General features: G+C 48.4%; 21 protein-coding genes and 1 pseudogene. 9 read left to right on the plus strand and 13 right to left on the minus strand.

The genetic code is table 11. The features are described 5' to 3' along the window. The first annotated feature begins 64 nt into the window (after positions 1 to 64). The 9 genes and pseudogenes from EZ315_RS16990 to EZ315_RS11750 all read left to right on the plus strand — a co-directional run. Positions 65 to 631, plus strand: coding sequence for a zinc ribbon domain-containing protein (locus EZ315_RS16990; protein WP_135472245.1), 567 nt, complete (start codon positions 65 to 67; stop codon positions 629 to 631). Positions 632 to 642: 11 nt separating this feature from the next. Then, complete coding sequence (locus tag EZ315_RS11715; protein WP_070099403.1) at positions 643 to 993, plus strand: hypothetical protein; 351 nt, start codon at positions 643 to 645, stop codon at positions 991 to 993. A 40-nt stretch (positions 994 to 1,033) separates the two neighbouring features. Next, positions 1,034 to 1,462 carry a hypothetical protein gene (locus EZ315_RS11720; protein WP_135472246.1) on the plus strand — a complete coding sequence of 143 codons (429 nt, stop codon included), beginning with the start codon at positions 1,034 to 1,036 and terminating at the stop codon, positions 1,460 to 1,462. A 77-nt stretch (positions 1,463 to 1,539) separates the two neighbouring features. Continuing rightward, on the plus strand, positions 1,540 to 2,328 hold the full coding sequence (locus EZ315_RS11725) for a hypothetical protein (RefSeq protein WP_135472247.1): 789 nt from the start codon (positions 1,540 to 1,542) through the stop codon (positions 2,326 to 2,328). Further along, entirely contained in the window at positions 2,318 to 4,087 is a 1,770-nt protein-coding gene (locus tag EZ315_RS11730; RefSeq protein WP_135472248.1) for a DUF4303 domain-containing protein, read from the plus strand. Before EZ315_RS11725 ends, EZ315_RS11730 begins: the two co-directional genes overlap by 11 nt. Before the next feature lie 23 nt (positions 4,088 to 4,110). Beyond that, positions 4,111 to 4,758 (plus strand): hypothetical protein, encoded by a 648-nt coding sequence (locus EZ315_RS11735; RefSeq protein ID WP_135472249.1) that lies wholly within the window; start codon positions 4,111 to 4,113, stop codon positions 4,756 to 4,758. A gap of 98 nt (positions 4,759 to 4,856) precedes the next feature. After that, a complete protein-coding gene (locus EZ315_RS11740; protein ID WP_135472250.1) occupies positions 4,857 to 5,459 on the plus strand; it encodes a uracil-DNA glycosylase family protein in 603 nt (200 codons plus the stop codon). Between the two features lie 2 nt (positions 5,460 to 5,461). After that, positions 5,462 to 5,911 carry a DUF6194 family protein gene (locus EZ315_RS11745; RefSeq protein WP_240597814.1) on the plus strand — a complete coding sequence of 150 codons (450 nt, stop codon included), beginning with the start codon at positions 5,462 to 5,464 and terminating at the stop codon, positions 5,909 to 5,911. 41 nt (positions 5,912 to 5,952) lie between these two features. After that, positions 5,953 to 6,348 (plus strand): annotated as a pseudogene (locus EZ315_RS11750) (zinc ribbon domain-containing protein); the annotation flags it as partial. Between the two features lie 507 nt (positions 6,349 to 6,855). Here EZ315_RS11750 and istB read toward each other — a convergent pair. The 13 genes from istB to thiS form a co-directional block, all read right to left on the minus strand. Next, the gene (gene istB / locus EZ315_RS11755; RefSeq protein ID WP_135471433.1) at positions 6,856 to 7,578 is read right to left on the minus strand and encodes an IS21-like element helper ATPase IstB; all 723 of its coding nucleotides are present in this window, start codon (positions 7,576 to 7,578) and stop codon (positions 6,856 to 6,858) included. A gap of 33 nt (positions 7,579 to 7,611) precedes the next feature. After that, positions 7,612 to 9,165: an IS21 family transposase gene (istA, locus tag EZ315_RS11760; protein WP_135471434.1), complete on the minus strand. Its 1,554-nt coding sequence runs from the start codon at positions 9,163 to 9,165 to the stop codon at positions 7,612 to 7,614. A gap of 526 nt (positions 9,166 to 9,691) precedes the next feature. After that, positions 9,692 to 11,809 (minus strand): S9 family peptidase, encoded by a 2,118-nt coding sequence (locus tag EZ315_RS11765; protein WP_135472251.1) that lies wholly within the window; start codon positions 11,807 to 11,809, stop codon positions 9,692 to 9,694. A gap of 6 nt (positions 11,810 to 11,815) precedes the next feature. After that, positions 11,816 to 12,760 (minus strand): ribose-phosphate pyrophosphokinase, encoded by a 945-nt coding sequence (locus EZ315_RS11770; protein ID WP_135472252.1) that lies wholly within the window; start codon positions 12,758 to 12,760, stop codon positions 11,816 to 11,818. 106 nt (positions 12,761 to 12,866) lie between these two features. Beyond that, positions 12,867 to 13,943 (minus strand): RluA family pseudouridine synthase, encoded by a 1,077-nt coding sequence (locus tag EZ315_RS11775; RefSeq protein ID WP_135472253.1) that lies wholly within the window; start codon positions 13,941 to 13,943, stop codon positions 12,867 to 12,869. Between the two features lie 12 nt (positions 13,944 to 13,955). After that, positions 13,956 to 14,543, minus strand: coding sequence for a PASTA domain-containing protein (locus EZ315_RS11780; RefSeq protein ID WP_135472254.1), 588 nt, complete (start codon positions 14,541 to 14,543; stop codon positions 13,956 to 13,958). 1 nt (position 14,544) lies between these two features. Further along, positions 14,545 to 16,929, minus strand: coding sequence for an endopeptidase La (lon, locus tag EZ315_RS11785; RefSeq protein WP_135472255.1), 2,385 nt, complete (start codon positions 16,927 to 16,929; stop codon positions 14,545 to 14,547). A 128-nt stretch (positions 16,930 to 17,057) separates the two neighbouring features. Then, complete coding sequence (gene thiH, locus EZ315_RS11790; RefSeq protein ID WP_135472256.1) at positions 17,058 to 18,167, minus strand: 2-iminoacetate synthase ThiH; 1,110 nt, start codon at positions 18,165 to 18,167, stop codon at positions 17,058 to 17,060. Between the two features lie 8 nt (positions 18,168 to 18,175). Then, complete coding sequence (thiC, locus tag EZ315_RS11795; RefSeq protein WP_135472257.1) at positions 18,176 to 19,903, minus strand: phosphomethylpyrimidine synthase ThiC; 1,728 nt, start codon at positions 19,901 to 19,903, stop codon at positions 18,176 to 18,178. Positions 19,904 to 19,926: 23 nt separating this feature from the next. Then, positions 19,927 to 20,703, minus strand: a complete 777-nt coding sequence (locus tag EZ315_RS11800) for a thiazole synthase (protein ID WP_161903515.1) — start codon at positions 20,701 to 20,703, stop codon at positions 19,927 to 19,929. A gap of 18 nt (positions 20,704 to 20,721) precedes the next feature. After that, positions 20,722 to 21,351 (minus strand): thiamine phosphate synthase, encoded by a 630-nt coding sequence (locus EZ315_RS11805; protein WP_135472258.1) that lies wholly within the window; start codon positions 21,349 to 21,351, stop codon positions 20,722 to 20,724. Next, positions 21,345 to 21,935, minus strand: coding sequence for a thiamine phosphate synthase (locus EZ315_RS11810; protein ID WP_135472259.1), 591 nt, complete (start codon positions 21,933 to 21,935; stop codon positions 21,345 to 21,347). The genes EZ315_RS11805 and EZ315_RS11810 overlap by 7 nt, the downstream gene beginning before the upstream one ends. After that, the gene (gene thiS, locus EZ315_RS11815) at positions 21,925 to 22,125 is read right to left on the minus strand and encodes a sulfur carrier protein ThiS (RefSeq protein WP_135472260.1); all 201 of its coding nucleotides are present in this window, start codon (positions 22,123 to 22,125) and stop codon (positions 21,925 to 21,927) included. Before thiS ends, EZ315_RS11810 begins: the two co-directional genes overlap by 11 nt.

Here is a 22,125-nt window from a genome sequence, read left to right on the forward strand (position 1 = left end):
CGATATATTAACTTAAGTTTCAACTACTTCGGTAATTTTTACCGAATCATTGTAAGATAAGAATATGGAACATAAATTTTGTCAAAGCTGCGGAATGCCGCTGACTACAGACAACAAAGGTACTAATGCTGATGGCAGTCGCAACGAGGATTACTGTATCTACTGCTATAAGGATGGCAGATTCACACAAGACTTCACTATGGAGCAGATGATTGAACATTGCGCTCAGTTTACCGACGAGATAAACAAGGAGTCAGGACAGACCTTGACACAGGAACAGGCAAAAGACATGATGCGTCAATTCTTTCCACAACTCAAACGCTGGAAAAACCGGACAGCCATGTTTATTGCAATTCTGACATATAAGAAACCGCTTGAAGAAGTCGACCGTTTCCTTCAGGCACATCGTGACTATCTTGCCGAGCACTATGCGGCTGGCGATTTCATCGCATCCGGTCCGCAGACTCCCCGCGTTGGCGGTGTGATAATGATAAAGTCTGACAATCGCGCGTTGGTAGACTCCATCATCGCTCAAGATCCGTTCAACATCAACGGAATTGCCGACTACCGGATTGTGGAGTTTACTCCGACAATGTTTGTAGAATCGAGCCTTTCCGACATACTAAAATAAGTATTATACTGATGGTTAATAAAAGAGCTATAATTATTTGGCTGGCAATCACAATCCTTGTGATGTTAGCATTGCCTTTTGCCGTTGCCCGGCTTGCGTCTGAATGTTCCGGAATGGCACTGTGCATGATGCTTTTCTTAATTGTGAATCCTATTTATTCTGCGATTCTTGGTTATCGCTGCGGGAAAGACATAAAGAAAATGTGGAATCTTCCATTGGTGTCAGCCGTAGCGTTTCTTGCCGGGACATGGATTTTCTTTGACATACATGAATTATGGTTTGTCGTCTATGCAACAGTATATCTTGCAATAGGTTGGATAGCAATGGCTATCAGCAAGTACTTGAATAGACGTGTTCAGTAGAGTTAACAAGAGTACTAATTAAACCGAGTAAATCATCAAGATGAAACAGAAGAATCTTTTATGTTTGTTTATAGGTTGTGCCATGACAATTGTATCATGTAGCCAATCAGCGAATAATAGCCAAGACTCTGCATTAGCAGGTGGTGACAGACCCCCATTTGAATATACTGATGCTGACAGGACGTTTGGTGTTGTACTTGAAATTTCAAGCGACAGCCTGATAACTTGCAACAATAATTTCTCTGGGCAGGACAGTGACCCTTTGATATTAGATACAAGTAATCCCGCTTTCACGGATTTTCTATCCAATTGGTTTGCATCAATGGATTCCGTTCAGATAAACCGACTCAAAAACGGATCTGAACTTCACATATCAGTAGGAGATGGCGTTACGGACGCAACTATCGAAAAGGTTAAACGTAACGTCATGAAATGTGGAATCAAGGGGATGTCAATATCTAATTTCTGACGGAATCATATTACGATGCCTACATATCAATCGAGAGCGGCAAACTGACCGCTGAACATAAAAACCGTTAATTGAAAATGAGCAACGATACACGAGACATCTTTTCCGGACTTAAAGCCCGCAAGCCACAATATGTGTTGGGCACAAAGAACGGGGATATACGCACATCAAACGTGACCGAGGAAAAGATCCTTGATGCCATAGACGACATTGAGGATAATGAATGCGTATACCTTGAAAAATGCGTGCCGGTGGTGTTGGTCAGCGATGCAAAGGCATACTCAATTGATTACTTTAAGGATAGCAGTATAGCAGTATGTTTTATGGTCAACGGGTATATGCTGCGAATGTGGCGGTCGGACGTTGATTGCGACATGGCCGCCGATATCATGTGTGACTTCTTCCGCACCGCATCGCTTCCTGATATGACCGGCTGGCACTGTCAGAAAATCCATCCCGAGCAAGAAAAGGCAGAGACGAAACTATGTGTTGACGGCGAGGATTTCCGATACTTTGATATGGCGGATGTGTTCTGTGCTTTGGAAGATATCATAGAGGGCAAATCGCTATGGATGCTTTATGATTTCACTAAAGGCGATGGCGGGTATATCAACATCAGCAGGCGTGACAATGATACCGCTCCGACCACCGGATATAAAGTTGAATATGTAAGGTGGTCGGAGCCGGTGCCTATTGGTTACAGAGGTGTTATTTTTGATGTCGGTCTCTTGCGGAATTGGCTGTGGAGTCTGATTGATGGCGAGAGATTGCCCGATCCTCTGAGCTGTTGGGAGGAGTTTGACGTAAACGATTATTTTGGAAGACTGGTATTCAGATTTTTAGACGAAGAGAAAGATGAAAGGTAAATATAGCAGGCAGGTGAAAACGGCAGTCAAGCTGATTTGGTCAAGTTTTGACCGCGATGAAATACGCCGGGGATACTCAATACTTATATTGGAGGCGCAAAAGGGCGATGCAGATGCGCTGGCATTCATAGCCCGCTGCTTCATGGGTGAGTCGTATGTGTGGCCGCAGGCAGGCTTCAAAGCTGACGATGAAAACGCATCGAAGCTGATGCAGAAGAGCGCGATGATGGGCAGTGCCACGGGCGTTCTTTGTGCTGCGCGAAGCGCAAACCTCACCCCTTCGGTGGAACGTGCAATGCCGTTCGCCTCGTTTAAGGAAGCGTTTGAGGAGATTCTCGGTCAGGCAGAGCGTGGCGACGCCTTCTGTTGCTACATGGTCGGCAATGTGTATTATTGGGGCGACTATCTGCGTGTCGAGCCAGACTATGCCAAGCAATTCAAAGACGAAAGCGACTATAACGCATGGGCCTGGCCGATAGCAAAGGTGTGGTACGAGCGCAGTTTCGACGGCGGGCTTTGTGCCGGATGGGGCAATTACTGCGACATACGCAAATCAGGCCTCTGCGAGATTGCGCAAGATGTTTATGAGAAATATTACTTGATGCTGGCGGATATTTCACCCGTAATTTGCAACAACTACGGCTATTATCTCCGCACCGAGAAGGGCGACTCATACGGTGGGCTGTTGCGATATGTGGAGGCTGCCCGCAGGGGCGACCCACAAGCCGCATACAATGCAGGGCATATCTACGAAGCCGGTGAAGAAGTGGATGAGAATATCGACCTTGCATATCAACTCTATGAAATGGCTGCCAAATGCGGACATTCCGCAGGACAATTTGAGGTAGGATATTATCTGTTTGAAGGCTTCAGTGATGTGGAGCAGGACTACGCCAAGGCTGTGGAATGGTTTGAAAAGGCATACCAAAACCCGAAATGCAGCGAGACCACCCGGACGCAGACCGCCGCCTACCTCGGTTTATGCTATCAGGAGGGGCTGGGAACAGTTCAAGACGACGATGTGGCATTCGAGTATCTTCATGAAGCCGGGGAAGACATCGACAATCTATGGGAGTCAATAACCGTCAAGGTGCTCACCGCACTCGGCGTGGCGTATGCCTTCGGTCGTGGCACCGAAACGGATATAGAACTGGGATACCAATATCTTGAGGATGCTGCAAAACTTGGTTCGGAAGAAGCTAAAGAGTATATCAGCTACATCAACTCACCGGACTATGAAGCCGACGAGCGGAAAAAAGAAGAACCGGCCACTCCCGTGGCTCCGTACTGGCAGGACGTGGCAGCAAAAATCAGTGATGCGGTTGCCGCTGACCTGCGCGAAATTATTGGACGCATAGACGATGAGCGCATTTACACAGCCGCTTTGGTCACCGACAGGTATTGCTGCTCGCTGTTTCTTGCAGTGAACACCCTGGAGTACCTTGAAAGTGAGAACGAAGAGCCTGACGACGAAACCAAATGGCATCCCGACGAATGGGGATATTCCGACGGGCATGGCAGCGAACTGGTGAAGCTCAGCAAATCGCTGTGGGAAAACCACAACACGTTGCCGGGAGAAGCCTTTTTCTTCAGCGCAATGATTTCGGCGATGAAGCAGGTCAAAGATTCCGGAATCTTTGGAGAGCGCACCGATGAAATCACACTATTCATCTCGATATCAGACGATGAAGACGCCGAAAACCTCGAAGACTCGTCGGCAATGACGCTGAACAGCCCGAGCTGGCTACCGTTTTCTTGAATAGAAACAAGTAACATCATATTATGGCATATTATACTGTTTACTGGCCTCAGGACTGGTTGGACGAACTAAGAAAATCAAATGACACAGGGCCTATAAAAGTAGTGTTTGGCAGCATCCACTCAAGGATGCCGTCAATAGCATCAATAAAAGAGGGAGATGTCGTATTTCCTGTCTCATTGCTCGACAGGCATCTCTACATAATGGCACGACTGGAAGTGACTCATAAGGAAAGAGCCTTCGACTATTGCGTAAGAGAACTTGGAGCCCATTATCGATCCCTTATCCCTGAAGGCGTTGTAGTCAAGACATCTGACACATTCTTTTGTGCAAAAGACGCTTCTTATAAAAGTCTCCGGAGTGTGCCTGAGAATCTCACGATGATTATTCCCGGCGACAAACCCCATTGCAAGCATCAGGAACCGTTTAATTGCTGTGCCGAATGGGCAGTATGGGGAGAAAATGGCAGTGTTATCCAACCGCGCCTCATTCCTGATGAGGTTGTGCCACTTCTTAGATTCGGTTATCCGAAGAGTAAAGAGAAGCCATTACGAATCAATTCAAAAGGAGTTGTGTTGGCTCAAAGTATAGCTGCAACCCGGCGTTTGTCGGAGGAATCTGCAATGTTTTTTGAAGAAATCTTTAAACCGATTGAAAACGTTGAACCGTAGGTCAACAAGATAATTATATGCTGCAAATTTGGATTTGAGACTATAACAGAGCGAGAGCAGGATTATTTAATGGTTAACATTTGAATTAAAAGTAAATCATGAATATAAAGTCGGAACTACAACAACTCTGTGGGGATACCCAAAATCTATGGCTTAATGACGTAAATATTGAGCCGGAAACAATACAGACAATCATGATAAATGAGGTTGTCCCGTCATGTCCGGAGGAGGATTTCTACGGGAAACAGGATTCCGCGTATATGTCAACGACAATTCCATTGTTCAGAAAAGCAGGGATAGAGGTAAATTCAATACAGGACATTCTGGATCATGGAATTTACATTACCAATGCTGTCAAGACACCTAAAAGCGAATATGCAGTTTCAAAGGAGAGCATAGAGGATAGCCTGCCCTATCTGGAAAAAGAGCTTGCTTTGTTTCCAAACGTCAAGGTTATCATGCTTATGGGGGATGTGGCAAAGAAAGCCTTTAATATGATATGCAAGAAGGCGACCAAGAAAAATGCCGTTCCAAGTATATCTACTTACAAGTTACGTAATACTGAGATTTTCTATAATGGAATACGCATTATGTCCTCTTACATTATGACCGGCCAGAACATTCTGATTGAAAAGTCAAAATTCGAGATGGCATCGAAGGATATAGAAACGATGTACAGGTTAATTAAATGTTTTGATTAAAGATGGCTATTGCACCTGATGATATTTTGAAATATTGCCTTGACAACCTTGAAGGGACGGTCGAAGTAAACAGTTGGGGCGAGCGTGGGATTTTCTACAATCCGGATGCAGTGTTGAAACGTGGGGTTTATATCTTGACGATAAAAGAAAAGGATGGCGACAATGATCGAGCTTCCCACCTTGACCGCAAGGATGTGTGGCGAATAAATATAGGAGTCAGAAAACAGACTTTCCGCACTTTATTCGGAGAACTGCCCAAACGTCCATGTAAAGGTTGCATTGTAGATATGCCGTATGAATTTACCGCAAAGGATGTCATTATGCCGCATCCGGTTTATGCGTGGATGGGCTGGATTTGCGCTTTAACCCCATCTGAAGCGACATTTGAATTATTAAAACCTTACATCCTTGAATCCTACGAATACGCAAAAGAGAAATTCAAAAAAAGATGACGGGATAGTGAACTGATTATTTGAAAACGATGATAGAACATATGGAACAAAGATTTTGTCAAAGCTGCGGTATGCCCCTTGTAGAGGGTAACATCGGCACAAATTCAGACGGCAGTAAAAGTAAGGACTATTGTGGCTACTGCTACAAAGAAGGTGTTTTCCTCCAAGATTTCAACATGAGCCAGATGATAGAGTTCTGCACTCAGTTTACCGACCAGATTAACAAGGAAACGGGTTGGAATCTGACGCCCCAACAGGCAAAGGCTCAAATGCAACAAATCTTCCCAACACTCAAACGCTGGAAAGAAAAAGATGAAAGAAGTTTGACTGAAAAAGCGATCCATCTTCTTTCCCAATGCAAAGAGGTTACGCTGGCATCGGTCAATGCGGAGGGTTTTCCTCGCCCTGTGCCATTGGATAAAACCCACTCGTTAGGACGTGGCAAAGGAATAGGCGCGATTGTCAGTGATATAGTGACCGAATAACCGCTAAAATTGAGCCTATGCACACAAGCACAAAAGCACGTACGAAAGCGGCTCAAGCAATCGCCGCAAAGCACTATGAAAGTGGGAATCAATCAAAGAGCCTAAAGGCCGTTTGGCGGCGTTATGTTGTTCCCCAAATGGGTATTTGTTACCTACATTTTTGGCATACTTAAAAACGCCAATAGATTAGGTTTTTCGTATCCTACACATACAGACGAGCCAGCGGCGGCACATTTAACGATGTGGCCGCCGCTGGTGATTTTTAACATTTGAGCCGCTAAACTCGTGCTCTTTTCGTTTTTATTTGATAGGTTCTTTTTATAATGTATTGATTTACAGCGTATTTATTTTTTTTGTTACACAAGTAACACGAATAAGCCTAATTTATAGGTTTGGAAAAACCGGAGCAGACTGGGACAGTGCGCCGGAGCAGACTGGGACACTTTTGATGCTGCAAAGTTAATGATTTTTTCTGAGACTGTCGCCTTTTAGCTCAAAACGTATCGCTGAGTGCACCATCCGGTCGAGTATGGCGTCGGCGGCGGTGGTGTTTGTCTCCAGACAGTCGTACCAGTCGGAGACGGGGATTTGCGAGGCTATGATTGTCGCCTTGCGGCCGTGGCGGTCCTCGATGATCTCCATAAGGTCGAGTATCTGCTCGTTGTTGAGTTTCTTGATTCCGAAGTCGTCGATTATGATCAGGTCGTAAGAGGCTATCTTCTCGAAGAGCCTCTTGGTCTGACGCTCGACTCTTGCCATGGCGAGGTCTTCCATGAGTTTGAGGATGCTCCAGTAGCGGGTCTTGAAGCCGGATATGCAGGCATGATGTCCGAGGGCCGATGCGAGCCAGCTTTTGCCCGTGCCGGTGGCTCCGGTTATGATCACAGGAATGCCGCGCCTGATGTATTCGCCGGCACACATCTGGGTGATGTATGCTTTGTCAAGACCACGCGCAGAGTCGTATGCGAGTTCGTCGACTGACACCTGATAGCGGAACCGGGCGTTTTTGAGAAGCCGGGCATTCCGGTTTGCCCGGCGCATGTCGTGTTCTCCCTGAAGGAGAAGACGGAGTCCGTCCACGATGTTGAGTGAAGTTGCCTGACGTGTTTCCATCAGGCTCTGCCATGTCTGCGCCATTCCCGGAAGGCGCATCTGTCGGAGTTCAGAAAGGATTCTTTCCATTGATTGTGTTGTTTTTATGTAAATGGTGGATTATTATGCGAAAGCCGCTTTTCCGCGGATGTTGGAGTGATTTCCGGGAGGCGTCAGTTCATCGGCGTTCTCACGGAAGCCCTCGCATTGTGTCTTGATGAGAGCCTTGACGAACCTGTAGCGCAGATTGCCGTGGCAGACGGCTATGGTACATGCCTGACGGAACAGGGCCGGGTCGCTGTCGCGTTGGAGACTGAAGAAGCCCTGGGCAGTGCGGAAGTATACCTGTTCGGGCTGTCCTCCGGCGAATATGGCCTCTATTATTGTCTTGAACTCGGGGCTGATGCGTTCGGCTTTGGATATGAAGTACTCGGCGCTGTATGCGCGGTATTCCCTTGATTTTGGAGGAAGGTGCTCCTCGACATAGGTGTAGTCGTTGCGGCGGTATGAGCGCATGTGTGTGGCCACGCATTCTCCCGAGTGATATACGCGTACCTGCGTGGCTGTGAAGGTGACATCCACCTGCTGCCCGATCAGACGGTAAGGCACGGAGTATGAGTTGCGGTTCGCCCCGAAGGTGATGAAGCTGTTCGGGGCCACCTTCAGTGTGGCGCGGCGTTTGAACTCGAACGGAGCCTGCGGTAGCGGAGCCAGCATCGGTTTCTCGGAGGCCAGGAAGCACTCACGCCGCGAGTAATCGCAGCCGGTCAGCCGCTTCTGGTTATAGCGGTCGACAAGCTCAGCGACTGCCTCGTTTAGTTCTTCCAGAGAGTGGAAGATGCGGTTGCGCAGCGGGGCGTAGATATGACGGTAGGCCTTGTTGACGGCATCCTCGACCAGAGCCTTGTCCTTGGGCTTGCGAACTCTCGCGGGCTGTGCCACACACAGATAGTGGTTGGCAAGGTCGTTCATGCCTGTAGTCAGGTCAGGTTCGTAGGAATCGGCCTTCTTGACCGCCGATTTCAGATTGTCAGGCACCAGTATCTTCGGGACACCTCCGAAAAACTCCAGAGCCCTGACCGTGGCCATCAGAAACTGCTCTATCCCCTGTGACCGCACGCACATGACAAAAGTCATGCCCGAGTACGGCATTATGGCCACATACGTCTCCACAAACACCTCCTCCCCTGTGTCAGTGTCAATATACGACAGACGGTCCCCGGCAAAGTCAATCAGCATCTTCTGTCCCGGCTGATACAGGTCGCGAAGTAACGTCGAGGGAGTGACCGCTTTCATATGCTGGGATATGTGATAGCGGAACTGCGACAGGCTGTAGCCGTCGGGGTGATCTCTGCGGTATTCCTCCCATAACAGCTGCGATGTGACATGCGGTTTTTTCAGTTCTTTCTCCAAAGCGGGCAGAAGTTCCTTCAGAACTTCCATCCGCTCATCGCAATACGCCGGGCTGCCCCCGTTGAAACGGTGGTTCAGAACCGTGTCCTCCAGCGCTATAAGTTCGCGTGTCGTAAGAGGGTCCGCCTCAGCTATCGACTTGTAGCGGCTGACTGTGTTCTTGCTGATATGGAGCGCTGAAGCAATTGAACGGATCGATTCCTTTTGCGACAGGCGTATCAGCACCTGCTTGATGATATTCATGCTTATCGGTTGTGTTGCCATGGCTATATTCCTTATTTATGGGAATATAGCTGAAAATCATCAAAAGTGTCCCAGCATGCTCCGGTTTTTTGCGCCAGGCGCCCGACAGCCAGAGACTTGCGTCAGAGCGACTGTCCCAGCATGCTCCGGTTTTCTGCGCGGCGCGGCGTGCTTTCGGCCATTTGTCCCAGCATGCTCCGGTTTTTACGCCTGTCGACCCCGAACTCAGGACGCAATTAGCTGATAATCAATCCTGCCTTCCGGCTCTAAAATGCAGATTTCGGCACTGTTTTATGCCTCCCATGCTGTCCCAGCATGCTCCGGTCTCTCCATAGGTTTATTGGTTATAATTCAACAACTTAAATAGCCTTGATTTTGTGAACTAAATTTGCGGTTGTATCTCCAACTTTTGCTCGTTTCGTTTTTTCAATTATAACAAATATTCTCTGAATGGTTTGAAATACAAAATACTAATTGCAAGAAAAAAATAAAAAATCCCAGTCGAGACATTTTTGTCTCGACTGGGATTTGTATGTTGATATAACTTTTATTCTGCTTTTGTATCGGAGGAGTCAGCTTGTGGCTTGAGCCAACGGTCGAACCAGCGGAAGAACAGTCGCTGCCACATTACTGCGTTCTGAGGTTTCAGTATCCAGTGATTTTCATCGGGGAAGATCACCATTTCAGCAGGAATGCCACGGAGCTTAGCTGCGTTGAATGCCATTTCACCCTGAGATGAGAGGATGCGATAGTCGTATTCGCCATGAGAAATCATGATTGGGGTATCCCAATTGTCGACATATTTATGAGGCGAGCATGCGAAAGTGCGTTGTGCTACAGCATTGTCTTTTTCCCAGAATGCGCCACCCATATCCCAGTTGGCAAACCACATCTCTTCTGTTTCAAGATACTGGGCTTCCATATTGAAGATGCCTGCATGAGCAAGCAGGGCTGCAAATCGGTGGTTATGGTTGCCGGCAAGCCAATAGATGGAGAATCCGCCGTAGGATGCTCCGGTGGCTCCGATGCGCTTATCGTCTACATATGGATATTGCTTCATGTAATCAACAGCCGCGAGATAGTCGCGCATGTTCTGTCCGGGATAATCACCGGAGATCTGAGCATTCCATTCTGTGCCGAAACCAGGGAGCCCTCGGCGATTGGGTGCTATCACTATGTATCCTTTGGATGCCATGAGGGCAAGGTTCCAGCGTGTGCTCCAGAACTGGCTCACAGCCTGCTGAGGACCCCCCTGGCAGTAAAGAATTGCGGGATAAGTCTTGGTGGAATCGAAGTCTGCCGGATAAAGTGTCCATACCAGCATCTCTTTGCCATCGGTGGTCGGTACCATCTCTTTCTTTACAGTCGGCATCTTGAGGGAGGCAAGAAGCTCGGTATTGACATTTGTGAGACGTTTTACCTCTCCGTTGGCAATGCGCACTATCTCGTTGGGATAGGTCATTGCATGCTGACGTGAATATACGGTGCCGTCCTTAGCCACCATGAGACCGGCATAGTCACATATGCCTGAAGCAATCTCCTTTACTTCATGAGACGCAACATCGATTGTGAATACCGGAGTCACACCACCCTTATGGGCAATGAAATTGATGGTCTTGCCGTCGGGAGCCCAGGCGATCTCATTGACTGAGAAGTCCCAATTGTCTGTAAGATCGGTCTTTTCTCCAGAAGCCATGTCGAGTGTGAAGATTCGGTTCTTGTCGCTCTCATATCCGTCATGCTCCATAGAGAGCCAGGCAAGTTTGGTGCCATCGGGCGAGAATGTAGGATTGGTGTCATATCCCATCATACCCTCGGTGAGATTGCGGGTGGAAGAATCCGCAAGATTGTAGAGATACAAGTCTGAATTGGTGGAGATGGCATATTCTTTGCCTTCCTTCTTGCGGGAAGTATAGACTATGCTCTTTGAGTCAGGTGCCCAAGCAAATGATTCTGCACCGCCGAATGGGAGCATGGGAGCTTCGTAGCGTGGTTCGTCTGCCATAATGTCGACAGGATTGGAGGCTTTGGCTCCATCGAAATCCGCGATAAAGGGGTGGGGGATCTCCTTTACCCACTGGTCCCAATGCTTGTACATCATGTCGTCAATGACACGTCCTGTGGCTTTTGGTAGGTCGGGATATATATCCTTGGCATCGCGTGAATATTTGATGTTGGATATAAGGAGCACCTTGCTTTCATCAGGAGAGAATAGGAATCCGTTGACACCTTTCTCCATGTCGGTGATCTGTTTGCGGTTGGAGCCGTCGGCATTCATTACCCATACCTGTGCTACATTGTCGGGGGCGTATATGAATGCTATCTTATTGCCGCCGTCAATCCAGCAGTAAGAGCTCTCGCTCTTAGAGGTCTTTGTGATGCGCTTGATGTCGGACCCATCAGTGTTCATCACATAGAGATCCATATTGCTGCGGTTCTCTTCCAGGCTTTCGTAAGAGATACCGAAGAGCACTTTGGAGCCATCAGGTGATACTACCGGAGCTCCGACAGTGCCGAGAGCTTCGATGGCATCAATGTCGAATACACCTGTTGCGGATGTGAAATCCGGCTTATCGATGATCTTCTCATTGCTATCTGACGAAGCCGAACATCCGGCAAGAAGTGTCGCGATAGCAGTTGATGTCATAATTGATTTGAGATTCATGGATTATTATTTGATAAGGTATTGCGAGGAGATTGATTCGTGGGTGTGCACACGACGGATAGTGTCGGCAAAGAGCCTTGCTACCGAAAGGATTGTCACCTTATGACATGACTTTGTGAATGGTATGGAATTGGTGAACATAATCTCGACAAGAGCGGAGTTGTCCACACGCTCGGATGCCGGATCACTCATGATGGCGTGGGAGCATAATGCCCTCACACTGCGGGCTCCTGACTGCATCATGAGGTCGGCAGCTTTCGTGATAGTGCCTGCTGTGTCCACCATGTCGTCTACAAGAATCACATCCTTGTCCTTGACATCGCCGATGACGGTCATTGTGGCTACCACATTGGCTTTAGCGCGCTGCTTATGGCAAAGTACAAGGGGTACATTGAGGTACTTTGCGTAACTGTTGGCGCGTTTTGCTCCGCCCACATCCGGTGATGCGATGACCAGGTCCTTAAGATTAAGCGATTGTATATAGGGGATGAATACTGACGATGCGTAGAGGTGATCCACCGGGATATCAAAGAATCCCTGAATCTGGTCGGCGTGAAGATCCATTGCGATGACGCGGTCCACTCCGGCTGTGGTGAGAAGATTGGCTACAAGCTTTGCGGCTATGGATACGCGCGGCTTATCCTTGCGGTCCTGACGCGCCCAGCCGAAATAGGGCATTACAGCGATGATGGATGCTGCCGATGCTCGCTTTGCTGCGTCAATCATAAGCAGAAGCTCCATGAGGTTGTCGGAATTCGGGAATGTGGATTGCACGAGGTATACCTCGCATCCACGAATGGATTCCTCAAAGGATACTTCAAACTCGCCGTCGGCAAAGTACTGGATGTTCATCTTGCCAAGCTCGCAACCGAGCTCACGGCAGATCTCTTTAGCCATATACTGTGATTTCGTACCGGCAAATACTTTGATTGGTGGAAGATTGTCAATCATAATGTGTGATAATGAAGAGTTTTTGGCTTTCCTTAAGCTTTGATAGTGCAAAATTACGAAAAAACAACTTATAAGAGTGCTTTATTTGTGAAAAAATATTACGCTCTTAATGTGATGCCGTATAATTGCGCCATTTCTCTAAAAGTGCGGTCATGTCGGCAGGAATAGGTGCTGTGAAAAACATTTCCTGTCCTGTGACCGGATGCACAAATCCGAGGGTGCGGGCATGAAGAGCCTGGCGGGGACAGATCTCGAAGCAGTTGGATATGAACTTTTGATATGTACCTGTGCGTTCGCCTCTGAGTATCTTGTCTCCTCCGTATCGAGCATCGCTGAATAGAGGATGTCCTATGTGAGTCATATGAACACGTATCTGATGTGTGCGTCCGGTTTCAAGAACGCACTTAACCAGTGCTGTGTGCCCGAAATTCTCAAGTGTCTCATAGTGGGTGACTGCGTGTTTGCCTGTAGGATCGTCGGGTGGAAGGACTGTCATTTGCAGGCGGTCCTTGGGATGGCGTCCGATATTCCCCTCGATCCTGCCGTTTGCAGGGTCAGGCACCCCCCATACGAGTGCATTGTATTCTCGTTTTGTAGTCTTGTTGAAAAACTGTTTGCCGAGATGAGTCTTTGCATCCGGAGTTTTTGCTATCACAAGAAGTCCGGACGTGTCTTTGTCTATTCTGTGCACCAGACCCAGGCGCGGGTCGGACACATCATATTCAGGATTGTCGCGGAAATGCCATGCAAGAGCATTCACAAGTGTGCCTGAGTAGTTACCGTGGCCCGGATGCACAACAAGTCCGGCAGGTTTGTTGACCACAAGTACGGCTTCGTCCTCATATACAATATCCAATGGAATGTCCTGGGCTATGATCTCAATTTCATAGCGTGGACGGTCCATTACTATCTGTATGACATCCAATGGTTTGACACGGTAGTTTGACTTTACTGCCTTACCGTTGACAAGTATGCAGCCTGCATCGGCAGCCTGTTGCACACGGTTGCGGGATGAGTGTTCAAGCCGTGCGACAAGAAACTTGTCGACACGCAGCAACTGCTGACCTTTGTCGGCAACGAATCTGAAATGCTCGTATATTTCTCCAGACTCAGTGGTGCCCTCTTGGGTCTCAACGAGGCTGTCAAGCAAGTCGAGCTCTTCGGCATCGAAATCCTGTGCCATTACAGAAGTTATTTAAAATAGATCCGGATTGATTTCAACAGCATCGGTGTCAGCCGATACGGAGTCAGGTATCAGTTCCTGTACGCCTTCTCCAACTTCAAGCTCGATACGTGCTCCGGCAGGTACGCGTGCTCCTGCCTGTAGTCGTGCTCCTTTATATCTCACTGCGAGAACAAGATCCTTAAATTCGCTTGGCACACGGCGTTCGACGATATTTTTGATGTCAAGCCCCTCAAGAATAGAACGTGCCTGCCTTAGTGATATGTCGGTCAGTGACGGTAGAGTGACCATCTTGGGGGAGAAGGCATGTATGGTGAGGAATACCTCGCGTCCTTCTTTCACAATAGTCCCTGCCTTTGGGTTCTGTTCAATCACAGTGCCTGGTGCAGTGTGATTGTCATATACGGAGTCTGCAACGATCCCTTTCAGTCCTTCCGCATTAAGGATATCCATTGCCTTGTTGTAGGCAAGGGTACGTACTGCCGGAACCGAAATAGTGTCACCATGCCGGGTCCAGGAGTCGAGCCATAGCATCGATAGCCATCCGATAACCAATGCGGCGACTATCATGAGCCCGATGTTTATGAATATTGTTCTCATTTTATTTCGTTATGGCTATATCAAATACATCCTCAATGTTTTTAACATAGTGGAATGTCAAACCTTCGAGATATATCGGACGAATATCCTCGATGTCCTTACGGTTGTCGGCACACAATATTATGTCAGTTATGCCGGCACGTTTGGCAGCGAGTATTTTCTCCTTTATGCCGCCTACAGGCAATACTTTCCCACGTAGAGTTATCTCTCCTGTCATTGCCAGCCGGTTGCGTACAGGACGACCTGTAAGGGCGGAAAGTATAGAAGTACATAGAGTGATGCCGGCTGACGGACCGTCCTTGGGTATGGCTCCTTCCGGGACATGGATGTGCAGTGCATGGGTGTCAAACCATTCACTGTCGATGCCGTACCGGTCACTGTATGAACGCACTATCTGTGATGCAATGATGGCCGACTCCTTCATTACGTCGCCAAGATTGCCGGTGAGCGTGAGTTTCTCATTCTTGGCTTGGGAGAAAGATGACTCAATAAATAGAATCTCTCCGCCAACGGCTGTCCAGGCAAGTCCTACTGCTACGCCGGGATGATCACTCGCCTCGTATCGTTCTGGTGTGAAACGTTCTACTCCGAGATATTCGCGCAGTGTTTCGGGTGTTACATTCAGGGAGTATCCCTCTCCGCGCATTTTACGTAGCACTATGCGACGCACCACTTTGGCTATCTGCTTTTCGAGTTGACGCACACCGCTCTCGCTGGTGTAACCTTCCACCATCTTGGTTATTGCCTCGGGCGTGAAATTTATTTCATCTTCACCGAAGCCGTTCTCTTTGCTGACACGAGGTATTAGATGACGGCGTGCGATCTCGATTTTCTCTTCCATGAGATATCCTGATATGTCGATTATCTCCATGCGGTCAAGCAAAGGCTGCGGTATGGTGGAAAGAGTATTGGCTGTAGCTATGAACAGCACATGTGACAGGTCGTAGTCCACATCCACATAATTGTCATGGAAGTGGCTGTTCTGTTCCGGATCAAGCACTTCAAGAAGAGCGGCTGAAGGGTCCCCCTTGAAGTCGTTGCCTGTCTTGTCGATCTCGTCAAGCAACAGCACCGGATTGGAACTTCCAGCTCTGCGTACGGCATCGATGATTCTGCCTGGCATCGCTCCGATGTAAGTTCGGCGGTGGCCGCGTATTTCGGATTCATCATGCAGACCTCCGAGTGACACCCTCTGGTATTTGCGGTTGAGAGCTCGTGCTATTGACTGACCGAGAGAAGTCTTGCCTACACCGGGTGCACCTACCAGACATATTATGGGGGAACGTCCGTGGGGGGTATTCATCATTACAGCCAATTGCTCCAGGATACGTTCTTTAACCTTTTCCAACCCATAATGGTCACGGTCAAGGGTGCGCTCTGCCTCTGAAAAATCGGCGTTTATCGCGTCTTCGACATTCCATGGCAGATCAGTGAGTACCTGAAGGTAGCTGTATTGAACGGAGTAGTCGGGGCTTTGAGGGTTGAGTCGGCGTAACTTTTCAAGTTCCTTATTGAATGCAGCCCTTACCTTTTCAGGCATATTGAGTGCAGCAGCTTTTTTCTCGAATGCTATGCTGTCGTCATCGTTGCCGTAGAGCTGTTCTCGTAATGCTTCAAATTCATGCTGAAGGAAATGATTGCGTTGCTGCTCATCAATGTTCTTCATCGCTTTCCGGCGTATTTCGGAGCGAATTTCAAAGAACTGCTCCTGACGTGCGATAAGTGCCATCAGCTGCATGGCTCTGTCCTTCAGGCGGGAATGACGCAGGAGGTCCATCTTCTCCGATAGATCGAATCCGGCATGAGTAGAGATCATGTTGACCATAAGCCCTGGGGCTTTAAGGTCTTTGATGTTTACAATCAGTTCATTGGAGTTGTCTCCATTCTGACCGAGTATGCGAAGGGTTGTCGAGCGTATATCCTCGATAAGTACTGCAAATTCCTTATCGGTTGGGCGTGGTGTGGTCTCTCTGCATTCTTTGGCTCTTACTGATAGGGCGCCGGGGATAGTTTCTCCAGGTCCTTCTCCTAATATCTTTACTTTCCCTCTTGCGCTGAGTATGGCTGTAGTTGTGCCGTCAGGAAGTTCGAGCACCTTTACGACATCAGCTATGACACCATAAGTGTTAAGATCGCTTACAGATGGAGTCTCTATGCCAGGATCGGTCTGACAGAAAACTCCTACAGGGATTTTCTTTTCAACGGCAGCGTTGACGGTCCTGACTGTAAGGTCTCTGCCCATCATAATGGGCACTGTGATAAATGGGAACAGCACCATGTCACGCAATGGTATGACCGGAAGATCATCGAGCGTTGGTGATGCCTGTTTGCCGTCGGGAGAGATGTCAATCTGTCCGATTGATATTATCTTTGGTTCATCTTTCATGTGCAGTCGAATAGTGTGCCTGAATTTGCGACCCCAAAGTTACGAAAAATACGGATTGTGACAAAATGAAGTGAACCCTAAAAGTTTTGTGTGCTGCTTTTAGGGTTCACTTTGTTCAAGAAGGTTCCTTAGTCAAAGACTTTGTCCCAGTCTTTCCATACGGCTTCGTAACCGAGGCGTCTGATCTCGTCGGTTACGGCTTTTGGAGACCTGGGGTCTGATACCTCAAACTGTTCCAAGGCATCGGGAGTCGAGCGGTAGCCTCCAGGTTCGGTTTTGCTTCCGGCACTCATTGATGTGACACCGAGTTTCATCATATTTGCGCGGAAGGTAGGGTTCTCTCGTGTTGAATATGATATGTCGATATCATGGTCAAATATGCGGAATGCGAATGTCACCTGTGCGAGTTCACGGTCGCTCATCACCACTTTCGGCTGGTAACCGCCTTCGGCTGGGCACATGCGCGGGAAGTTTACGCTGTACTTGGTCTGCCAGTAGTTCTTGCGCAGATACCTGAGGTGGCGTGCAAGCATGGTGAGATCGGTGCGCCAGTCCTCCAGTCCGATCAGTACACCCATGCCTATTTTGTGCACTCCTGCCTGACCCATACGGTCGAATCCGTTTACACGCCAGTCGAAAATTGATTTCATCCCTTTCGGATGATATTTTCGGTAGTTTTCTTTATGGTATGTTTCCTGGAAACATACCACTCCGTTGAGTCCGCTGTGGGTGAGACGCTTGTAATCTTCAGCACTCATTGGACCTACCTCAATGGTGAGGTTGTTGAAGTACGGTCGTGCAGTCCGAATTACCTGCTCGATATAGTCGGCTCCATTGATTTTGGGGTGCTCACCTGACACGATGAGAAGATTCTCGAAAGGTCCGAGTTCACGGATAGCTTCGCACTCCGCTTTGACCTGATCCATGGTCAGGGTGACACGTGTGAGAGGGTTGTTGTGGTTGAAACCGCAATATACGCAACAGTTGGCACAAGCATTTGACACATAAAGCGGAATGTACATTGAGATGGTCTTGCCGAAACGCTCCAATGTGTATCGGTGGCTCAGTTGAGCCATCTCCTCAAGGAATGGTTCAGCGGCAGGTGAGATGAGGGCCATGAAGTCCTCTACAGTAAGATGCTCCTTTCGTAAGGCTGCACGGACATCGGAGGCTGTTCGGGAGGCAATGAACCGTCCGGTCTCATCCCAATCGTATTTTTCTAATTCGTCTGAAAACATTTTGTCAACTATTTAACACAGTCCTCTGCCATCTTTGCAGCTTCCTTATCGTCGACGAGCTGACGGGTGATGCGCATCGCACAGAAATTAGGACCGCACATTGTGCAGAAGTGGTCATCATCCTTGTGGCTCTCTACATAGTATTGCTTTGCTCTGGCAGGATCAAGCGAGAGATTGAACTGGTCTTTCCAACGGAATTCAAAGCGGGCTTTGCTCATGGCGTCGTCACGTACCTGGGCTCCTGGGTGCCCCTTGGCTATGTCGGCTGCATGGGCTGCGATCTTATATGTTATCACGCCGTTGCGGACATCCTCAAGATTGGGCAGGGCAAGGTGTTCTTTAGGGGTGACATAGCATATCATGGCTGTTCCCATCCATGCGATCTGGGCAGCACCGATAGCCGATGTGATGTGGTCATATCCGGGTGCGATGTCAGTGGTGAGTGGTCCGAGTGTATAGAATGGAGCCTCATGGCATTTCTCGACCTGGCGATCCATATTTTCGCGTATCTTGTGCATGGGGACATGTCCCGGTCCCTCGATGAGAACCTGCACATTATGCTTCCATGCTATTTCGGTGAGCTCTCCGAGCACATCAAGCTCCAGGAACTGTGAACGGTCGTTGGCATCATGTATCGACCCTGGGCGCAGACCGTCACCGAGCGATACTGCTACGTCATATGCAGCGAGAATCTCGCAGATCTCATCAAAATGGGTGTAGAGGAAGTTCTCTTCGTTATGGATCACCGCCCAACGTGTCATTATAGAACCGCCTCGGGATACGATTCCTGTCAGACGTTCCTGCACCATATCGGCGTGAGCTTTAAGTGCTCCTGCATGTATTGTGAAATAATCCACACCCTGTTCAGCCTGTTCGATGAGCGTATCACGGTATATCTCCCATGTGAGATCCTCCACTTTTCCATTGACTTTTTCAAGAGCCTGATATACAGGAACAGTCCCGACCGGGACAGGGCAATTACGGATGATCCATTCGCGTGTCTCGTGTATATTGTCACCTGTCGAAAGGTCCATGAGAGTGTCTCCTCCCCAGTAGCAGCTCCACACTGCTTTGCTCACCTCCTCTTCGATGCCTGAAGAGAGGGCTGAATTTCCAATATTGGTGTTGAGCTTCACAAGGAAATTCTTGCCTATGATCATTGGTTCCGCCTCGGGATGATTTATGTTGGCGGGGAGTACCGCACGTCCGGCAGCTATTTCATCACGTACAAATTCAGGAGTGATGTGGCTGTCAATCCCCATAGCCTTGGCATTGTTGTTTTCACGGATGGCGACATATTCCATTTCTGGGGTGATGACCCCTTGCCTTGCAAGAGCCATCTGGGTGATTTCTTTGCCCTCTTTTGCTCGTCGCGGTGCATATCGATGAGCAAAACGTATGTTGTCGAGCGACTTATCTGTCTCGCGCATACGACCGTATTCTGACGTTATGCCAGGGAGCTGTTCAAGATCTTCGCGAGAGGCGGTAAGTTTCTCGCGTATGCGGGGAAGACCTTCATTTATATTTATTGTGACTGCCGGATCAGTGTACACGCCGCTTGTGTCATATATATACACCGGGGCATTCTCTGTCATTACCTTCTTCCCGTTATCGATTTTAACGGTCGGTGTAAGGTTGACGCGGCGCATTGCCACTTTGATAGGGAATATTTCTCCGTCGATATATATTTTCTCGGAACCGGGATATGAATTGAGGTCTATATTTTCTATGGTCATAATTGTAGAGTTTGCTTAGGATTTTAGAGATCAAGGAATGCAGTGAGAGGGCTGGTTGCACTTGCTGAGTCGGATACTGAGCCAAGCCCGGCAAGATATGCTTTGCGTCCGGCTTCTACTGCGAGCCTGAATGCCACTGCCATTTCCACAGGGTCTCCTGCCACAGCGATAGCTGTATTTACGAGTACTGCATCTGCTCCGATTTCCATAGCATCGGCGGCATGCGAGGGTGCGCCAAGTCCGGCATCAATGACTACAGGCACACGGCTTTCAGCAATAATTATTTCAAGAAGGTCGCGAGTCTTGAGGCCTTTGTTGGTGCCTATGGGTGCTCCGAGCGGCATGACGGCTGCTGTCCCGACTTCCTCAAGGCGTTTGCACAGCACAGGGTCTGCCTGAATGTAGGGTAGTACCTTGAAACCTTGTTTTGCAAGTATCTCAGTTGCCTTGAGAGTTTCGATGGGGTCGGGGAGAAGATATTTTGGATCGGGATGGATCTCAAGCTTGATGAAATCGGTCCCGAAACAGTCTCTGGCAAGGTTGGCGGCGAGGACAGCCTCATCGGCGTTGCGCACGCCTGAAGTATTGGGGAGGAACTGTACATTTTCGCGATTGATATGTGCGAGCATGTCATCCTCTTCCTCGTGCTGCATATCAATGCGCTTCATTGCCACTGTTATCATCTGAGAGCCGGAAGCGAGGATGGATTCAAGCATCAGACGGTTGGATGCGAATTTTCCTGTGCCTACAAACAGGCGTGAGGTGAATTCTTTTCCGCCGATAGTTAGAATGTCTTTCATTATCTTATATGGGGTTTGTTACTGTTTCTTGGTTGAGTTCAATGTTTCAATCAACTGGCGTGTATACTTTACAGGATTAGGAGCGTTTATGATGGAACCGCTTACAGCCACACCGTTTACACCTGTAGCCATTATCTCAGGGATATCTTCAAGAGTGATGCCTCCGATCGCCACTATCGGCAGGGGGATGTCTGCCTCACGGACTTTATTGACCACTTCGCGGTAGCCGTCGGGTCCGAGTAATGGTGACAGATTTTTCTTTGTTGTAGTGTAGCGGAAAGGACCGAGACCCACATAGTCGACATCCCATCCTTTCAATCGGAGTATATCGTCGGCAGTATTGGCTGTCACTCCTATTATCGCTTCTGCTCCCATTGTCTCGCGAGCCTGTAAAGGATTCATGTCATTTTTGCCTAAATGCACTCCGTGAACTCCCATTTCCATGGCAAGCTCTACGCGGTCGTCAAACACGAGAAATGCCTCGTTTTCTTTACATAGAGGAATAATCTCAAGGGCTGTCTGTCGGAATTCCTCATCCGATATATCTTTGATTCTCAGTTGTATCCATTTGCATCCTCCTTCGAGGACCATTTGCACCTCCTCAGCGATGCTGTATCGGTCGCTGGGATGAGTAATAAACATTAACATATTGAAAGAGCCTGTTTTGCGAATTTATTTACATCTTCCACTGTGCCGTGCCACGGTATGGCTCCGAGCATGGCGAAACCTGCAAAGTTGTATTGCCGTATTTCTTCTATATTGTCGGGCGAGATGCCTCCGAGTGCTATCAGCGGAACAGATGCATGACTTAGTTTGGTCAGATCTTCGTGATTGAATGCTGAACGGTATCCCTGTTTGGATATGCTGTCGAATATAGGGCTGATTGTCACATATTCCATATCCTCGGCATCATAGATCTCCTGTAGAGAATGGCATGAGCGAGACAGAGGTCCGTGGTACAAGGACGGAGCTGAAGGGCAACGGTGATTCAGATGCAGTCCGCCGAGATTGAAATCATTTATGAGATCGAAATGTCCGTGGAGCACGATCCTGTTGTGGTATTTCTGATCGATGCTTTCTATGATCCATCGCATATCGGCCAGGGTCGAATCAGGGTGACGAAGATGCACGCGGTGCCACCCTGATTGCAGCAATGCCTCAACCTTGTGCCACTCGTTATCGACCGGGTCATGGGGAGTGACGGCTATCAATAGCATTGGATCAGCCCCCATAGAAAGCCTTTATTATTACAATTTTGTCACCGTCTTTAAGAGTGGTGCTCTCTCGCTTTGAAGCAGGTATTACGGTGCCGTTTAGGGCGGTTGCAATCCCTTGCGGTTTGATATCCTTTACTTCTAATGCCTGGAGCAGAGTGGCTCCTGAGGGGAGAGTGAGATTTATGTCATTGATTGTGACGTTCAT

It is taken from the genome of Duncaniella freteri (assembly GCF_004766125.1).
In the GTDB taxonomy this organism is placed as follows: Bacteria; Bacteroidota; Bacteroidia; order Bacteroidales; family Muribaculaceae; genus Duncaniella; species Duncaniella freteri.

Excerpts from the sequence above, each read along its gene's own strand:
- EZ315_RS11740 (WP_135472250.1), top strand. The coding sequence starts at position 4,857 with ATGAATATAAAGTCGGAACTACAACAACTCTGTGGGGATACCCAAAAT.
- EZ315_RS11715 (WP_070099403.1), top strand. The coding sequence starts at position 643 with ATGGTTAATAAAAGAGCTATAATTATTTGGCTGGCAATCACAATCCTT.
- EZ315_RS11720 (WP_135472246.1), top strand. The coding sequence starts at position 1,034 with ATGAAACAGAAGAATCTTTTATGTTTGTTTATAGGTTGTGCCATGACA.
- EZ315_RS11780 (WP_135472254.1), bottom strand. The coding sequence starts at position 14,543 with ATGAGAACAATATTCATAAACATCGGGCTCATGATAGTCGCCGCATTG.
- EZ315_RS11805 (WP_135472258.1), bottom strand. The coding sequence starts at position 21,351 with ATGTTAATGTTTATTACTCATCCCAGCGACCGATACAGCATCGCTGAG.
- lon (WP_135472255.1), bottom strand. The coding sequence starts at position 16,929 with ATGAAAGATGAACCAAAGATAATATCAATCGGACAGATTGACATCTCT.
- EZ315_RS11730 (WP_135472248.1), top strand. The coding sequence starts at position 2,318 with ATGAAAGGTAAATATAGCAGGCAGGTGAAAACGGCAGTCAAGCTGATT.
- EZ315_RS11800 (WP_161903515.1), bottom strand. The coding sequence starts at position 20,703 with ATGAAAGACATTCTAACTATCGGCGGAAAAGAATTCACCTCACGCCTG.
- EZ315_RS11765 (WP_135472251.1), bottom strand. The coding sequence starts at position 11,809 with ATGAATCTCAAATCAATTATGACATCAACTGCTATCGCGACACTTCTT.
- EZ315_RS11775 (WP_135472253.1), bottom strand. The coding sequence starts at position 13,943 with ATGGCACAGGATTTCGATGCCGAAGAGCTCGACTTGCTTGACAGCCTC.
- EZ315_RS11770 (WP_135472252.1), bottom strand. The coding sequence starts at position 12,760 with ATGATTGACAATCTTCCACCAATCAAAGTATTTGCCGGTACGAAATCA.
- thiH (WP_135472256.1), bottom strand. The coding sequence starts at position 18,167 with ATGTTTTCAGACGAATTAGAAAAATACGATTGGGATGAGACCGGACGG.
- istA (WP_135471434.1), bottom strand. The coding sequence starts at position 9,165 with ATGGCAACACAACCGATAAGCATGAATATCATCAAGCAGGTGCTGATA.
- thiS (WP_135472260.1), bottom strand. The coding sequence starts at position 22,125 with ATGAACGTCACAATCAATGACATAAATCTCACTCTCCCCTCAGGAGCC.
- EZ315_RS11735 (WP_135472249.1), top strand. The coding sequence starts at position 4,111 with ATGGCATATTATACTGTTTACTGGCCTCAGGACTGGTTGGACGAACTA.
- thiC (WP_135472257.1), bottom strand. The coding sequence starts at position 19,903 with ATGACCATAGAAAATATAGACCTCAATTCATATCCCGGTTCCGAGAAA.
- EZ315_RS11810 (WP_135472259.1), bottom strand. The coding sequence starts at position 21,935 with ATGGGGGCTGATCCAATGCTATTGATAGCCGTCACTCCCCATGACCCG.
- EZ315_RS11745 (WP_240597814.1), top strand. The coding sequence starts at position 5,462 with ATGGCTATTGCACCTGATGATATTTTGAAATATTGCCTTGACAACCTT.
- istB (WP_135471433.1), bottom strand. The coding sequence starts at position 7,578 with ATGGAAAGAATCCTTTCTGAACTCCGACAGATGCGCCTTCCGGGAATG.
- EZ315_RS11725 (WP_135472247.1), top strand. The coding sequence starts at position 1,540 with ATGAGCAACGATACACGAGACATCTTTTCCGGACTTAAAGCCCGCAAG.
- EZ315_RS16990 (WP_135472245.1), top strand. The coding sequence starts at position 65 with ATGGAACATAAATTTTGTCAAAGCTGCGGAATGCCGCTGACTACAGAC.